17 protein-coding genes and 1 tRNA gene are annotated in these 14,916 nt (G+C 65.7%); 7 read left to right on the forward strand and 11 right to left on the reverse strand.

The features are described from left to right. Window positions 1–7 precede the first annotated feature (7 nt). On the forward strand, window positions 8–1,975 hold the full coding sequence (locus tag P0652_RS05075; RefSeq protein ID WP_284177684.1) for a peptidoglycan L,D-endopeptidase MepK: 1,968 nt from the start codon (window positions 8–10) through the stop codon (window positions 1,973–1,975). Between the two features lie 18 nt (window positions 1,976–1,993). On the opposite strand, the gene P0652_RS05080 is transcribed toward P0652_RS05075, so the two are convergent. The 3 genes from P0652_RS05080 to P0652_RS05090 all read right to left on the reverse strand — a co-directional run bounded on the left by P0652_RS05080 (window position 1,994) and on the right by P0652_RS05090 (window position 3,510). After that, on the reverse strand, window positions 1,994–2,239 hold the full coding sequence (locus tag P0652_RS05080) for a DUF2312 domain-containing protein (protein ID WP_284177685.1): 246 nt from the start codon (window positions 2,237–2,239) through the stop codon (window positions 1,994–1,996). 132 nt (window positions 2,240–2,371) lie between these two features. Then, a complete protein-coding gene (locus tag P0652_RS05085) occupies window positions 2,372–2,689 on the reverse strand; it encodes a DUF1244 domain-containing protein (protein WP_284177686.1) in 318 nt (105 codons plus the stop codon). Further along, window positions 2,686–3,510: an N-formylglutamate amidohydrolase gene (locus P0652_RS05090; RefSeq protein ID WP_284177687.1), complete on the reverse strand. Its 825-nt coding sequence runs from the start codon at window positions 3,508–3,510 to the stop codon at window positions 2,686–2,688. The genes P0652_RS05085 and P0652_RS05090 overlap by 4 nt, the downstream gene beginning before the upstream one ends. Before the next feature lie 133 nt (window positions 3,511–3,643). Here P0652_RS05090 and P0652_RS05095 point away from each other — a divergent pair, with 133 nt between their 5' ends. Genes P0652_RS05095 through pyk form a run of 3 tightly spaced genes read left to right on the forward strand, consistent with a single transcriptional unit; the run spans window position 3,644 to window position 6,882 of the window. Beyond that, entirely contained in the window at window positions 3,644–4,936 is a 1,293-nt protein-coding gene (locus P0652_RS05095) for a glycerate kinase type-2 family protein (protein ID WP_284177688.1), read from the forward strand. 4 nt (window positions 4,937–4,940) lie between these two features. Then, entirely contained in the window at window positions 4,941–5,411 is a 471-nt protein-coding gene (locus P0652_RS05100) for a DUF1036 domain-containing protein (protein WP_284177689.1), read from the forward strand. A gap of 40 nt (window positions 5,412–5,451) precedes the next feature. After that, complete coding sequence (pyk, locus tag P0652_RS05105; RefSeq protein WP_284177690.1) at window positions 5,452–6,882, forward strand: pyruvate kinase; 1,431 nt, start codon at window positions 5,452–5,454, stop codon at window positions 6,880–6,882. 6 nt (window positions 6,883–6,888) lie between these two features. Here the strand turns inward: pyk and P0652_RS05110 are convergent, their stop codons facing one another. The 4 genes from P0652_RS05110 to cpdR form a co-directional block, all read right to left on the reverse strand. Beyond that, entirely contained in the window at window positions 6,889–7,503 is a 615-nt protein-coding gene (locus tag P0652_RS05110) for a hypothetical protein (RefSeq protein WP_284177691.1), read from the reverse strand. Between the two features lie 119 nt (window positions 7,504–7,622). Continuing rightward, the gene (ykgO, locus tag P0652_RS05115) at window positions 7,623–7,748 is read right to left on the reverse strand and encodes a type B 50S ribosomal protein L36 (RefSeq protein WP_284177692.1); all 126 of its coding nucleotides are present in this window, start codon (window positions 7,746–7,748) and stop codon (window positions 7,623–7,625) included. A gap of 33 nt (window positions 7,749–7,781) precedes the next feature. Next, window positions 7,782–7,856 (reverse strand) — tRNA-Val (locus P0652_RS05120). Window positions 7,857–7,961: 105 nt separating this feature from the next. Then, window positions 7,962–8,321 carry a cell cycle two-component system response regulator CpdR gene (gene cpdR / locus P0652_RS05125; RefSeq protein ID WP_284177693.1) on the reverse strand — a complete coding sequence of 120 codons (360 nt, stop codon included), beginning with the start codon at window positions 8,319–8,321 and terminating at the stop codon, window positions 7,962–7,964. A 155-nt stretch (window positions 8,322–8,476) separates the two neighbouring features. Between cpdR and P0652_RS05130 the strand changes: the two genes are divergently transcribed. Then, window positions 8,477–9,388: an N-formylglutamate amidohydrolase gene (locus P0652_RS05130; protein ID WP_284177694.1), complete on the forward strand. Its 912-nt coding sequence runs from the start codon at window positions 8,477–8,479 to the stop codon at window positions 9,386–9,388. A gap of 376 nt (window positions 9,389–9,764) precedes the next feature. Continuing rightward, window positions 9,765–10,553, forward strand: coding sequence for a histidinol-phosphatase (gene hisN, locus P0652_RS05135; protein ID WP_284177695.1), 789 nt, complete (start codon window positions 9,765–9,767; stop codon window positions 10,551–10,553). Here the strand turns inward: hisN and P0652_RS05140 are convergent. After that, the gene (locus tag P0652_RS05140) at window positions 10,524–11,540 is read right to left on the reverse strand and encodes an alpha/beta fold hydrolase (RefSeq protein WP_284177696.1); all 1,017 of its coding nucleotides are present in this window, start codon (window positions 11,538–11,540) and stop codon (window positions 10,524–10,526) included. The genes hisN and P0652_RS05140 overlap by 30 nt on opposite strands. A 78-nt stretch (window positions 11,541–11,618) precedes the next feature. Further along, on the reverse strand, window positions 11,619–12,026 hold the full coding sequence (locus tag P0652_RS05145) for a hypothetical protein (protein ID WP_284177697.1): 408 nt from the start codon (window positions 12,024–12,026) through the stop codon (window positions 11,619–11,621). Window positions 12,027–12,291: 265 nt separating this feature from the next. Here P0652_RS05145 and P0652_RS05150 point away from each other — a divergent pair, with 265 nt between their 5' ends. Next, window positions 12,292–12,750, forward strand: coding sequence for an Hsp20 family protein (locus P0652_RS05150; RefSeq protein ID WP_284177698.1), 459 nt, complete (start codon window positions 12,292–12,294; stop codon window positions 12,748–12,750). 120 nt (window positions 12,751–12,870) lie between these two features. Here the strand turns inward: P0652_RS05150 and P0652_RS05155 are convergent, their stop codons facing one another. Further along, window positions 12,871–13,458, reverse strand: a complete 588-nt coding sequence (locus tag P0652_RS05155) for a hypothetical protein (RefSeq protein ID WP_284177699.1) — start codon at window positions 13,456–13,458, stop codon at window positions 12,871–12,873. 128 nt (window positions 13,459–13,586) lie between these two features. Continuing rightward, the gene (locus tag P0652_RS05160) at window positions 13,587–14,654 is read right to left on the reverse strand and encodes a threonine aldolase family protein (protein ID WP_284177700.1); all 1,068 of its coding nucleotides are present in this window, start codon (window positions 14,652–14,654) and stop codon (window positions 13,587–13,589) included. Window positions 14,655–14,916: the final 262 nt, after the last annotated feature.

Below are 14,916 nucleotides of genomic sequence, written 5' to 3' on the forward strand. Positions count from 1 at the left end.
GAGCCCGTTGAGTTTCGCACCTGCTGCCTTCCGGGCCCGATCCGGGGCAGGGCTCTCGCGTGCTCTGCGGATGGCCGGAGCCGTGCTCTGCGCCAGCCTTCTCTGCCTGTCCTTTTCCACCGCGACGCAGGATGCGAATGCCAATGGCGAGACGCGCGCGCTGACGATGCATCACGCCCATACGAACGAGCTGATCACCATCACCTTCAAGCGGGATGGCTCCTTCGATTCCGCCGCGCTCGAGAAGCTCAACTGGTTCCTCAGGGACTGGCGTGTGGATGAGCCGACCAGCATGGCGCCGCAGCTTTTCGACGTGATCTGGTTCGTCTATCGCGAAGTGGGAGCCTCCGAGCCGATCAAGGTCATGTCGGCCTATCGCTCGCCCGGCACCAATGCGATGCTCCGGCGGCGGTCGCGCGCTGTGGCGAAGGAAAGCCAGCACATGCGCGGCAACGCCATGGATATCCACATTCCCGGTGTGTCGATGGCGCGTGTGCGCGAGATCGGCATGCGGCTCCAGCGCGGTGGTGTCGGCTATTATCCGAGCGCCGGTTCGCCCTTCGTGCATCTCGATGTCGGCTCGGTCCGGTCCTGGCCGCGCATGCCGCGCGAGCAGCTCGAACGCCTGTTCCCGGACGGCAAGACCGTGCATCTGCCGAAGGATGGCATTCCGCTCGCCAATTACCAGGCAGCCCTCGCCGAGGTGCAGGCGCGCGGCGGCTCGGCACTCGATTACGAGACCGTCACCACAAACCGCGGCAAGAGCCTCTGGGCCCTGCTGTTCGGCGGTGATGAGGACGAGGATATCGCCCGCGATGTCGGCCGTGGCGGCCGCAATGCGCGTGTGGCCGCGCGGGGTCGTGGCAATGCGGCAACCGAACAGGTCGCCGCGCTGCCCAGCTCCGGCGATGGTCCCGGTGCTTGGGGTGTCGCGGGGCTTACGGGTGCTTCGCAGCCCCGCGTCGCGCGGGCACCGGTCATTGCGACGCCATCACCTGACGCCGAACCCGCCGCCGCGCCGTCGCCACCTGCGCCTGCATCACCCGCTGTTGCAGAGCCGCAGAGCGCTCCGCTTCAGGTGGCGTCCCTGCCCATCCCGCCGATCCGTCCGAAAGGGACGCAATTTGCAAGCCTTGTCGCCGCCGCCGAGCCGCTTCCGCCGATCCGCCCCTCGGGTCTTGGCCTGACTTCGCCCGTCCCCAACTTCGCGGCCAGCGCGGCTCCGGCACCGGCCGAGCCGGTGGCTCTCGCCGCCGCCCCGAACATGCCGCTTCCTCCGGTCCGGCCAGCACCTGTCGCGGCTGCAGAGGCTCAGCCACCTGTTGCCGCGCCCACGCCTGTTGCTTCGCCTGCCCCTGTTGCTGTTGCGAATGTGCCGATGCCCCCGCTCCGGCCCGCGGCTCCAGCGACATTGGAAGCGCCTGTCGTCGTGGCGGCCGCACCAAGCCCGGTTTCAGCACCGCTCCCGCCGCTACGCTCCGCCCTGCCGGCCGCCGCTGCCCCCGAAACGGCATTGCCGTCCATCGTCAGCCGCGCATCCGAACCGGAGCGCCCGGCTGGACCGCTGGTCCAGGCTTATGCCGCCGTTCCGGCGCCGATCCCGCCGAGCCGACCGGTTCCCGCCCCGGCCACTGCCGCTGTTGCGCCGTCATTGCCGGCCGCCGCCCCGGCGATCGTCCCGCCACCACCCGCAGCGACGCAAGCCCCGCCCCAGCCAGTCCGCCCGCGTGAGGCGCGACCGGCTTTCGTGCCGCGTCCGACCAACCCGATGGCGATGGTGGCGGCGCAACCGGCAATCGAGACCCGGCCGAGCCAGGTCGTCCAGGTTGCCGAGCCGCCGGTCGGCCGTGAATTGCGCAGCGCGGTGACGGCCTCGCCGCTTGCGGCGGTGGGCGCGGCTGCGGCGCCTGCCTCCGGGTTCACCGGAAGTTTTATCCGGCCTCTTGGCGCCAGTTTCACCCGGTCGGGCGAATAGGCGCGGCCGGAGCCGCACTCATTCCATGCCGAGTGCGCGGAGATAGGTCTCGAGGATTTCTTCCTGCTCGCGGCGCTCATCGGCATCCTGCCGGCGCAGCGAAACGATTTTCCGCAGGATCTTGGCGTCGAAGCCGTTCGCCTTCGCTTCGGCATAGACATCCTTCACATCGTCGGCGATCTGGCGCTTTTCTTCCTCGAGGCGCTCGATCCGCTCGATGAAGGCCTTGAGCTGGCCGGCGGTGGCGGGGTTCACGTCTTCCATGGAGGGCTCCGAAACTGGGATAAAAAGGCACGACTTGCCTTTCTTTCCGCCCTTCCTTGGCCCCGGGGAAGGGGTCCGGTCAACCCGGAATTTCGCCCATCCATTCCAGCCCGCATCGGGATCAGGCGAAGCTCAATGGCCGGGATCGCGGCTGGCGAAGGCCGCCTGCTGTGCGGCACTCGCCTCCTTCTGGTGGCGGGCCTTCCATTCCTCATAGGGCATGCCATAGACATGCGTGCGCGCGCTGTTCCGGTCGAGCGGGACGCCCTGATCCCGCGCAGCATCTTCCATCCAGTTCGACAGGCAGTTCCGGCAGAACCCGGCGAGATTCATCAGGTCGATGTTCTGGACCTCCGGCCTGTCGCGCAGGTGCTGCAGCAGCCGGCGGAAGGCGGCGGCCTCGAGGTTGCGGAGTGTTTCGGCATCCGGAAGCTTCGGTGTCTCTGTCATGGGTGCTTTCCTCTCGCGCGGCGGGGCTGCGGATGCGCGCCGAACCGGCGTGCTTCCCGTAAATCTGGGTGCGAAACCAGCGGGCGCAAGTGGCGTGCAAGCCTTTCGCCCCAGGCTTCCACACCGTCAGGCGTCGTGATCAGGTCCTGGCGGATCTCGACGAGTGCATGCGCATAGCCGGCCCCGAGGCAGTGCCGGTCGATCGTATCGCCAGCGTAGCCGCCCTGATAGGGCTCGTTCTCGCCGACAATCAGTTCCGGCTCTCCAGCAAGGGATTCAAGCAGGCGGCGGTTGAGCCGCGGGTCGAAATCCCAGATCACGGTGACATGCCAGGGCCGTTTCACGCCTTTCATCTCGGGCGTGAAGGAATGCATGGCCACGACAATCGGTGGCTGGCCGGTTGCGGCGATGGCGGCGAGCGTTGTCTTGATCGCCGCGTCATAGGGCCGGTAAAAGCGGTCGATGCGGCGGCGAATCTCATCCGGCCCGATCGTCGCATTGCCGGGAATGATCGCACCATCAGCGATCCTCATCACCAGGGTCGGATCATCCTCGCCGCGATTCGGATCGATCAAAAGCCGCGAGAACCGGCTCAGAACGGCGGGCGCGTCGAAATGCCGGGCGAGGCTGCGTGTCACAGCCTCGGCCCCGATATCATAGGCGATATGCCGTTCGAGTTCGCGCCAGTCGAGGCCAAGCCGGGCATATTCCGCGGGCATCCGCGCCGTGGCATGGTCACAGAGGAAGACAAGGCCGGATTCGGCCGAACCTTCGACAATCTCGTGGGAATCCTCGTTCAAACGGGCGGCGATCCGGGGCACGGCTGGTCCTCTCTGGCTATCCAGCCCTGCCGCAATCGGGCCGCGCTGGCAAGCCTCGCACGGCGCATCGGGCCGATTTCAGGCATTGGCCTCGCCCGAGGGATTGGCTAAGGTCCGACGCATGTTTGAAGGCATGAAGATCCGCACGCGCCGCCGCCATTGTCTTTCGATTTTCGAGGCGGCCGTCCAGGCCGTTTCTCCTGCCCGTTTCCTGCCGGCCCATCTGCCGGCGCCGCCGGAAACCGGGCGCCTTTTCCTCATGGGCGCCGGCAAGGCCGCTGCCTCGATGGCCGACGCTGCGGAAGCCCATTACCTCGATACGCTCGGTTTCCCGCGCGAGCGCCTCCGCGGGCTGGTGGCGACCCGTCATGGTTATGGCGTGCCGACGCGCGTTGTCACCGTGATCGAGGCCGGCCATCCGGTGCCTGATTCGCAGAGCGAGATGGCGGCAAATGCCCTGCTCAGGCTGGCAGACGAGGCCGGCCCAGGGGATCTCGTCGTGTTTCTGGCCTCGGGTGGAGCTTCCGCCAATCTCGTCCTGCCGGTGGGGGCGATTACACTCGAGGAGAAGAAGGCTTTCAACAAGGCGCTGCTCCGGTCCGGCGCGCCGATCGATGCGATGAATACCGTGCGCAAGCATATCAGCGGTATCAAGGGCGGGCGCCTTGCCGCCCGGATCGCGCCGGCGCGGCTCGAAACCATCGCCCTGTCGGATGTGCCGGGTGACGACCTCGCGACGATCGGCTCCGGCCCGACCCTGCCGGACATTACCACTCTCGCTGATGCCCGCGCCATCATCGAGCGTTACCGCATTACCGTGCCGGATTCGGTGCGCTTGGCGCTGGAGGACCCGGCGAACGAGACGCTGAAGCCCGGCGATCCCGCCTTTGACGGCTCTCGTGCCGTGATCGCGGCGCGGCCGCTCGATGCCTTCACCGCAGCCTGTGCCGAAGCGGAGGCACTTGGCTACCGGGTCATCAATCTCGGAAATGACCTCGAGGGCGAGGCTCGCGATGTTGCTGTCCAGCATGCGGCCGTCGCGCTGCGCGAAGCGCAAAGCGGGGAACGGATTGCCCTGTTGTCGGGCGGCGAGCTGACAGTGACCATCCGGGGCGAGGGCACAGGCGGCCCCAACCAGGAATACGCGCTGGCCCTGGCCATGGCGCTTGGCGGCACCCCGGATATCGTGGCGCTTTCGGCGGATACGGACGGAACAGATGGCGGTGCCGGCAAGGCCAGCGATCCGGCCGGGGCGCTGGTCGATCCGACCACGCTCACCCGGGCCGAGGCGGCCGGGCTCGATCCGCTGGCCGCCCTGGAGCGCAATGACTCGACGCCGTTCTTCGCGGCCCTGGAAGACCTGCTCCAGACCGGGCCAACCTTGACCAATGCCAATGATCTCCGTGTCATCCTGCTGGGATCGTAGCCCGATGTGCGCGGGCTTCCTGTCCAGGCTTCCGGATATCCGCCTTCCCGGGCGCAGGCTGCGTCTCGCGGTGCTCGCGCTCCTCGCCGGCCTGGCCTGCACGGTCGAGGCGCGGGCCGATCTGCGCGTCTGCAATGCCACATCGGGCCGGGTCGGCGTGGCAATCGGCTATCTCGACGGACCAGTCTGGGTGACCGAGGGCTGGTTCAACCTGAAGCCGAATCGCTGCGAGACGATCGTCCGCGGGCGGCTGACCTCGCGGTATTTCTACATCCATGCCGTGGATTATGACCGCGGCGGTGACTGGAGCGGGTCGAATATTCTCTGTGTCCGGGATGTCGAGTTTTCCATCCGCGGGCCGCTGGACTGTTATGCCCGCGGCTTTGACCGGGCCGGGTTCATCGAGGTGGATACCGGGCAACAGCCGGATTGGACGGTTGAACTTGGCGATGGCGGCCTTGTCTCAAACCGGTAGTATAATCATCCTATGAATTCGGGGAATCGGGGGGCTCGGCATGCGGCGAAACAGACGGACAAAACTCATCGCGACGCTTGGGCCCGCCTCGCAGGATGATGCCGTCGTCAAAAGGCTTTTCGAGGCCGGCGCCGATGTTTTCCGAATCAATATGAGCCATTCCAGCCATGAGGTGCTCCACCAGCGCGTAGCGCAGATTCGCCGGATAGAGCAGGAACTGGGCCGTCCGATCGGCATCCTCGCCGACCTGCAGGGGCCAAAGCTGCGCGTCGGCACCTTCGCCGCGCCGCCGGTCATGCTGGAGACCGGCCAGAAATTCGTGCTCGATTCCGATCCAAAGCCGGGGGATTCCCGCCGGGTCCATCTGCCGCATCCGGAAATCCTGCAGGCGCTGAAACCCGGGCACCGGGTGCTGATCGATGACGGCAAGCTGCTGTTCCGCGTCACAAGTGTCACGGCCAAGCGGGCGGAGATCATGGTCGAGGTCGGCGGGGCGATCTCGAACAAGAAGGGCGTTAGCCTGCCGGACAGCCTGCTGCCCAGTTCCGCCCTGACGGAGAAGGATCGGTCCGACCTGACCGCCGCACTGGAAGCGGGAGTTGACTGGATCGCCCTGTCCTTCGTGCAGCGGCCCGACGACGTGGCGGAAGTGCGCAAGATCGCGCGCGGGCGGGCGCTCGTGATGTCCAAGCTCGAAAAGCCCCAGGCGATCGAAAGGCTCGACGAGATCATGGAATTGTCCGATGCGCTGATGGTGGCGCGCGGTGATCTCGGCGTGGAAATGCCCCTCGAGGTTGTTCCCGGCCTCCAGAAGCGGATCACTCGCCTGGCCCGCAAGCTCGGCAAGCCGGTGGTCATCGCGACGCAGATGCTCGAATCGATGATCGTGAGCCCGATGCCGACGCGAGCCGAGGTTTCGGACGTGGCCACTGCCGTGTTCGAGGGCGCCGATGCGGTGATGCTCTCGGCCGAGAGCGCGGCCGGGCAATACCCGATCGTAGCGGTCGAGACGATGAGCCGGATTGCGGAGGCGGTCGAGAAGGATCCGAACTACACGGTGCTGCTCGCAGGGCAGCGTTCCCCGCCCGAGCCGACTGGTGCGGATGCCATCGCGGCGGCAGCGCGCTCCGTTGCCGAGACGCTCGATCTCAAATGCATCGTGGCCTGGACGGCCAGCGGCGCGACCGCGCTCCGGATCGCGAGGGAGAGGCCCTATCCGCCCATTCTCACGTTGACAACCAGCATGCAGACAGCCCGCCGCCTGGCTCTGGTCTGGGGTGTGCATGCGGTGGTGGGCGAGGATCCGGCGGATGTCGATGACATGGCGCGTCTGGGCGCGCGGGTCGCACGGGAGCAGGAATTCGCCAATCCCGGCCAGCGCGTCATCCTTGTTGCCGGCGTGCCGTTCGGAACGCCGGGCGCGACCAACATGCTGCGGATCGCTTTCGTGGGAGCCGGTGGCGCAAGCTGACCGGCTTCAGATTGGCTGACCCTCGACCTCGACCTTCATGCGTTCGAGCTGTTGCTTCAGGTCGGCGAGGAAGGGATGGATTTCGAGCGCGCGGGTGAACGCCTTATAGGCGCCCTTTGCGTTGCCGCTGGCCCGCAGGATTCCGCCCAGCCCTGACAGGGCAATGTAATGGCGTGGCTCCCGCGACAGGACCTCACGAATATCCCGATAGGCCGCATCTCGGTCATTGCGCAGGAAATGGATCATGGCCCGACGGTGAAACGGTTCGGCCCATTGCGGCTTGAGCGTCACGATATAGTCGAGCAGGTCGAGGGCGAGATCGAAATCGCGCGCGGTCATCGCGTCCTTGGCCCGGGTGAAGAGCAGGTCGGTCGTCGGGCTGCCAGATTGTTCGAGAGCCCGCACGATATCGGCCGCGACGATCCGGGCCGCCGTCGGGCTTTCTGATTCCTTGAGCTTCTCGAAGAGTTTGTCCAGCCTTTGGCCGGCTCGCGTCGTCGCGTCAGGCGCGGGAGCCTCGGATGCGGCTGGTGGCGCAGGCGGCGGGTTGTTCTGCGCGGTCACGAGAGCCGGGTGGAAAAGGCAAGCGAGAAATGTGGCGAGGATCACTGATGAGCGCATGATCCGAAGGTAGCCCGGCCGGGCGGGGCGTCAAGCCTCAGGCAGCCGCACCGGGCATCACGAAAACGCGAAAAGCGCCCGCAAGGGCGCTTCGGCATGCCTCATGATGCAATGAAGGCTCAGCCCTGGCGGGCCTTGTAGCGCTTCTGCGTCTTGTTGATGATGTACACGCGGCCGCGGCGGCGAACCATCTGGTTGTCGCGGTGCCGCTTCATCAGCGCCTTGAGCGAATTCCTGACCTTCATCGTCTCAACTCCATCCGGTGACCCGGTTAAAAATGGTGGGCGCGACAGGGATTGAACCTGTGACCCCTACCGTGTCAAGGTAGTGCTCTCCCGCTGAGCTACGCGCCCGAACGCGAAGCCGAAGACGCCGCGTCGAAATTGGGAAGCGCCCGTATAGTCAGAGCGCGGCGAAAGGGCAAGGCTTTTTGGCAACCGCCCGAAGAGAAAATCAAATCAGGCGGCGAGCATCCGCTTCACCTCATTGACGAGGTCCTTGAGGTGGAAGGGCTTGGAGAGGACGCGCGCATCCTTCGGCGCGTTTGATTCCGGATTGAGCGCAACCGCCGCAAAGCCGGTGATGAACATCACCTTGATGTCCGGATCGAGTTCGGTCGCACGGCGTGCGAGCTCGATCCCGTCCATTTCGGGCATCACGATGTCGGTGAGCAGAAGCTCGAACGGCTCCTCGCGCAGCCGGTGATAGGCCGAGCGGCCATTGTCGAAGGACGCGACATCGTAGCCCGCATTCTGGAGCGCCCGCACGAGAAAGCGGCGCATGTCGTTATCGTCTTCGGCGAGGAGAATCTTGCTCATGTCGGTCTCTTCGGGCTTGCCGCGCAAACTGGCAACGAGGGTTAGGCCGTCATGGTAAATATCGGGTGTATTTTTCCGGCAAAGCCGCAAGGGGGCTGGACCGCCCGGAGCCGGCGCGCCATGTTGCGCGGACGTCCAGCAGGGAAAGGGCTTTCATGGCGGGGCAGGTGCCGCTCGATCTGGCTGATCTCCCGCCCTTCATTCTCGAGGGCGAGGAAAACCGGGCCACACCGCTCTTCCTGAATTCGCCCCATTCGGGGGATCTCTTCCCGGCACATTTCCTGGCCCGGAGCCAATTGGCGAGGTCTGCCCTCCGCCGCGCTTCCGACCTCTATGTCGACAGCCTGTTCCGGCCGCTTGTCGCGGCAGGGTTGCCGTTGATGTCGGCGCAGTTGCCACGCTCCTATGTCGACCTGAACCGCGAGCCGCTGGAACTGGACCCGCGGCTGATTGCCGGAAACCTGCCGGTCGATGCGAATACGCGGTCATTGCGGGTTGCCGGCGGGCTGGGTACCATCCCCCGGGTGATCGGCGACCAGGTCGAGATCTATGCCGGAAAGCTGCCGCTCGAGGAGGCTCTGGCCCGTATCGAAGCGCATTACGTGCCCTATCATCTCCGGCTTCACCGTGAACTCGCGCGGCGGCACCGCGATCATGGCATGGTGCTGCTGCTCGATCTGCATTCCATGCCGTCGCAGACCTTGCCGCGCCCGCACCGGAGCATGCCGGATCTCGTCATTGGTGACCGCTTCGGCAGCAGCGCCGCGACGATGCTGGTCGAGCGGCTCGAACACCTGGCCCGCTGCGCCGGCTTCCGTGTGGAGCGGAACCAGCCCTATGCCGGCGGCTATATCACCGAGCATTACGGCCGCCCTGGCCTCGGCTGGCATGCCATCCAGATCGAGGTGAACCGCGCACTTTACATGGATGAAGCCCGGCTGGTGCCCCATGACGGGTTCGCCGGCCTGTCGGCGGCGCTCTGCGAGATCGTGTCGCAACTTGTCGCAGAGCAGGCATTCGATTCCCGCAATTCGGCCTTGCATTTTTCTCAGAAGGCTGCTGAATAAGGGCGCTCGTTGCCTGATCCGGTGGCGAAACGATCCGAACGGGGCATCCGAATCAAGGGCAGCCCCGCAGAAACGCCGGAATCCATGATTTCGGCCAAAAAAAAGGCCGCACGAAGCGGCCTGAAAGTCTAGGGAGGAAACGCCCAAGGAGGGCATGTCACGAGGGCGAACCGTCGTGACAAGTCGAATATATATTGCGGCGCACAAAAGACAAGGCCTGTCGTGATCGACGGGCCCTTTTTTTATTCATCGCTAAGAATGCGTTGTCCCGGGCGGGTTTTCTGCCCTTTGCCAAGCGCGGGAGAGCACGGGCTTCTGGCCACGGCATCCGGTCTCCGCTAAGGAGAATCACCGGTTGTCCCTCCCGCGAGGATCCATGCGTCCAGTCGATCTCTCGGCCTTTCTCGAACGGCTTGCCCAGCAATCCGGCGAGGCCATCCTGCCGTTCTTCCGCACCGAACTCAGTGTGCTCGACAAGGGCAGTGACGGGTTCGACCCGGTGACGGAAGCGGACCGCGCTGCCGAAACCGTGATCCGCCGGCTTATCCAGGCGACCTTTCCGACACATGGCATCCGGGGCGAGGAATTCGACGACGTCAATCCGGAAGCCGAATACCAATGGGTTGTTGATCCGATCGACGGGACGCGCGCCTTCCTGTGCGGGCTGCCGGTCTGGGGGACTTTGATCGGCCTGATGCGCGATGGCAATCCGGTGATGGGCGTCATGAACCAGCCCTATACCGGCGAGCTGTTCTTCGGCGATGGCCGGCAGGCGAAGCTCAAGGGACCGCGCGGGCAACGCGCGCTCATGACTTCCAGCAAGACCCGGCTTGCCGATTCCCACCTCATGACCACCGATCCGCGCCTGTTCCGCGGTGACGAGGCCGAGGCGTTCCTCCGCGTCGAGAAGCAGGTGAAGCTCTCGCGCTACGGGGTCGATTGCTATGCCTATGCGATGCTGGCTTCAGGCCAGGTCGAGCTGGTCATCGAATCCGGACTCAAGGCGCATGACATTGTCGGGTTGATCCCTGTCATTGAAGGAGCAGGCGGGGTCATCACCACATGGGATGGCGAGTCTGCCACGAAGGGCGGTGCCATCGTGGCCGCCGCCAATGCCGAACTCCATGCCCAGGCTTTAGGCCTGCTCGCCCGGCGCGGTGGCTGAAGCGGGTTCGCCGCCCTGCGCCGGCAGGGTGCCGTCACCCAGCACAGGCTCCCGGCAGAAGGCATCGAAGGCGGCCCAGAATTGCTGCCGGATCCGGCCGCGCTCCATCAGGATTTCATGCTGCGCGCCAAGAAGTGTGATGGCGCTGGTGCCGCGCATCCGCCTGGCGAGGGTGGCGGCGGCCCGGGAATCCACCACGCGATCGGCGCCGGCCAGCACGAACAGGCAGGGCGTGCGGTTCTCGAGGCCGAACCGGTCATCATCGAAGCGGGCCATGGCCTCGAAGGCCGCATCCACCCAGCCGATGGTTGGATCGCCGATGGCAAGGCGGGGTTCCTGCTTCTGCCAGAGTGCCATCCGGGCGAAGCGTTCCGGATCGCTGGTCAGCGGGTTGCCATCGAAGGGGCCGTCCGCGATCGTGATCCGCCGGCCGCCGGGAATGAAAGCGGTCGAAAGGCCGAGGCTTGCGAGGATGCGCGCGAGCACGCGGCTGGCATCCGGCCAGCGGAGGCCGGCGATGGCGACAAGCGGCGAGGAGAGGATGGCCCGTGTGAACAGGACGGGTTGGCGGGCAAGGGCAAGCAGGGCGATGGCTCCGCCCGTCGAATGGGCGAGGAGATGGTAGGGCTCCGGCAGGCCTCGGCGGCGGATTTCCGCGAGGAGGGCGTCGAGATCGAGCAGGTAGTCGTTGAAATCCTCGACATGGCCCTTGCGCGGGTTGCCGACCTGCCGATCGGAGCCACCTTGACCCCGCCAGTCGAGCGCGGCGACCGCGAAGTCGCGTGTCATCAGTTCGGAAAAGACCTCGCCGTATTTTTCGATATATTCGGCGCGCCCCTGGAGCAGCACGACCGTGCCGGCCGGCTTGCCCTCCGGCAGCGCGAAGGCGGCGCGGATGCCGATCCCGTCCGCCGCCGTCAGGCAGGCAATCTCGATCCGATCCGAGAAGGGCACGCCTTCTGGCGGCTGGACTAGAAACTCAAGCATGGCCCCGTGCGCGTCTCGCCCTTCCGATGGCGGCAATCCGAAAGCCCGCCCTCGCGCGCTGGTTCCGGTCCGTGGTGTCTAGTTCGCAGGAGTCCGGGCGATCGGCAAGGGGGAGGCGAGGCAGCCGGGGCGGGCTTCGTTCGGTTCCAGCAGCCGGAAACCGATCAGCGTCTGGTTGCGGGCGTCGAGCACAAGCCGGAGGGCCTGGCCATCGCGCGTGCAGACTTCGCCGACGACGCTGTTACCGCGCCGCTGGAAGCCCGGCAGGGTGCCGAGCTCGACCATGGTACGGTTTTCGACGAGGCGCGAGCCGCCTGGTGCATCTGTCGTGGCGGGGCTCCTGGACAGGGCCATCAGGCCGAAACCGCCCAGGATTGTTGCCACAAGCACGCCCACAAGGACGTGCCGCGGCCAGAGCCGATCCGAAAAACCTGTTCTCTCCGCGCCGCCCGAAACCGGGAAGCCGGCGCCCTGTGCGCGTGGCATGAAGCAAACCTCGATCCGGGCCTTCCTGGTGCCCGATAATGATGCTTCTGGCAGAGGCGGGCTGAACCGGATGCGAGCCCGAGGTTCATCCGGCATTCATGGGAAGGGCATCGTTGCCGCGCGCCGCGACGGGCGGAGCCATTACCCTTGAAATCCGGAAATCCGCTTCCCACCTCGTTGTTGTGCCGGCCAGAGCTGGCGGCACATTCCCGGTCCGGCCCTTTGGGCGGACTTCAACTGCATGTCGCTTCAAGGAGGATATGCCATGCGTTCCTATGATCTTGCCCCTCTCTATCGTTCGACCGTCGGTTTTGACCGGTTGTTCTCGCTGATGGACCAGGTTGCCGGTTTCGAGCAATCCGCCCCCAGCTACCCGCCCTACAATATCGAGAAGACCGGCGAGAATGCCTATCGCATTTCGCTCGCCGTCGCCGGGTTCACTGAAGCCGATCTGACGATCGAAGCCGAGCCGAACTCGCTCATCATCCGGGGCGACAAGGCTACCGGTGCCCCGCGGGACGGCGCCTACCTCTTCCAGGGGATCGCCTCGCGCCAGTTCGAGCGGCGGTTCCAGCTTGCCGATTACGTGAGCGTGACGGCTGCCCGGCTCGAGAACGGCCTGCTCCATGTCGATCTGGTGCGTGAAGTGCCGGAAGCCCGCAAGCCGCGCGTGATCCCGATCAGCGCGCCAGCCGGTCAGGCTGTCGAGCATCTCGCGGCCTGAAGCCGGCCTTTTCCGATACAGCGAAGGGGCGTCCTAGACGCCCCTTTTTCATATGCGTCCCTCTTCAAGGCGGGTCCGACGCCTTGCGCCGGTCCCCTCCTGTGCCGGGGGCGGCCCCGTTTACTGCGCCCCGGTTCCGGGGGATTGCGGGGCCCAGAGCGAAGGGTCGCGCGCCGGGGCGACCGGAGCCGGTCGGCTGGCGGCAGCGCCGGAGCCCGGCCCTTGCGCAACGGCATCCGGGCGGCGCGGCGGCAACGGATTGGCCGTCTCGCCAGCCGGTGTTTCCGGACGGGCGCGGGGTGCCTCGCGCGGGAAGCGCGGATCGGGGTTCAGCGCGGCCGTTCCACGGGGCGTCGGGGTGCCGGCCTCGCGCTGGAATCGTTCCAGAACCTCACCGTCATAGGCATCGACAATGAGCCGGACCGGCTGGCGGTTCCGGTCGATCGCGTCGACGACCAGCACATCCGGGCGGCGGCCGGACAGGACGAGGCTGCGATAGCCGCGATCCCGCAGGTCTTCGAAGATATCGCCCACCGAAGCGCCGATCGGACGCCGCGGAACCGGCACGACGATCGGGCCGGAATAATAGCCGCCGTAGAAGAACGGGCGCGGATAATATTGCGCCGAGGCTTCCGTCGCGGCGAAACCTGCCATCGCAGCCAGCAGGCCGGCGAGGCCAGCCATGCGCGTTGCCTTTGCAATCACCATTACGAACTCTCCATTGGATGCCGTGGCATCGAGCCGCCCCATTCTGCGAGCATGCCTAACGGGCGATTAAGTTTCGCTGAACAGGCAATGGTTTTGGGGCGAAATGATGGAGCCCGCGGTGCGTTGGCTCACGCTGCGGCGCGGAACCCTCGTGCAGCGGCAATCAGGGCGTCGACATCCTCCTGGCGCGTGGCGAAGGACGTGACCAGCCGCAAAACCACCTCGCCCTCGCGCAAGGCCGCTTCCGGTGGCAGGGACAGGTCTGACCAGTCGACACATTTCAGGCCGGCTGCCGTCAAATGGTTCCAGAGAGCCTCGCTGACGATCGGGAAGACCTCGTTGATCTGCCGTTCCCAGCCGAAGCGGATGCCTGGAATGCCGGCAAGTCCATCGGCCAGCCGCTTGGCCATCGCATTGGCATGGGTGGCGAGGTCGCGCCAGTGATCGCCATCGAAAAAGGCCTCGAACTGGGCCGAGATCAGCCGCTGCTTCGACAGGGTCTGCCCCGCCCGCTTGCGGCGGAATCGGAATTCCTCCGCCAGTGCCTCGTCGAAGAAGACCACGGCTTCCGCCATCAGGCAGCCATTCTTGGTGCCGCCGAGAGAGAGCACATCAATCCCGGCCTGCCACGTCAATTCCGCCGGCGTGCAGCCGAGCGCCACCAGAGCGTTGGAGAACCGGGCGCCATCCATGTGCGTGCGCATGCCATTGGCGCGGGCGCAGTCTGTGAGCGCGCGCACCTCTTCCGGCGTGTAGATCAGTCCGAATTCGGTGCCCTGCGCGATGGACAGCGCCTTGATCGGCGGGCGGCGGGTGCCGCCGGGTTCCGCCGCGAGATGCGCCTCGATGATGGCCGGCGTGAGCTTGCCACCGATGCCGGGCAGGCCGGCGAGCTTGGCACCGCCCATGAAGAATTCGGGCGCGCCGCATTCATCATCGATGACATGGCTCTCGCGGTGGGTCAGCAGGCAGCCCCAGGGCGGGCAGATGGCCGAGGCGGCAAGAGCATTTGCCGCTGTTCCGGTCGTGACGAGGAAGGCCGTCACCTTGCGGCCGAAAAAGGCATCGAGTTGCGCATCGACGCGCGCAGTCCAGGGATCGGCGCCATAGGAGCCGGCGGCACCCTCGTTGGCGGCGACGAGAGCGGCGAGGACCTTGGCGCTGGCGCCAACGATATTGTCACTGACGAAGTTCATGGGATTCCGGAATGGCTGGAGAGGTAGCCGTCATCAAGGCGCAAATCGACCGATGGTGCAAGCATCGTGGCCCGGCGGCAGCCCTCGGGGCCAGAAGGCCGCAGCCCCTTGCCGTTCGTGTTTTAGACGCAATATTGTTTCTTAGGAGGAGCAAAAGTAATTTTATTGCGTATATTTAGGCAGTTCCCGCAATAAAAGGGATAAAATTCTTCTAAAGAGTGCTTGTAAGGCCGGTTGGTTTCTGGTTATGTGCGGCTCGGAT

The sequence above is a fragment of the Rhabdaerophilum sp. SD176 genome (genome assembly GCF_030143245.1).
GTDB lineage: Bacteria > Pseudomonadota > Alphaproteobacteria > Rhizobiales > Beijerinckiaceae > Rhabdaerophilum.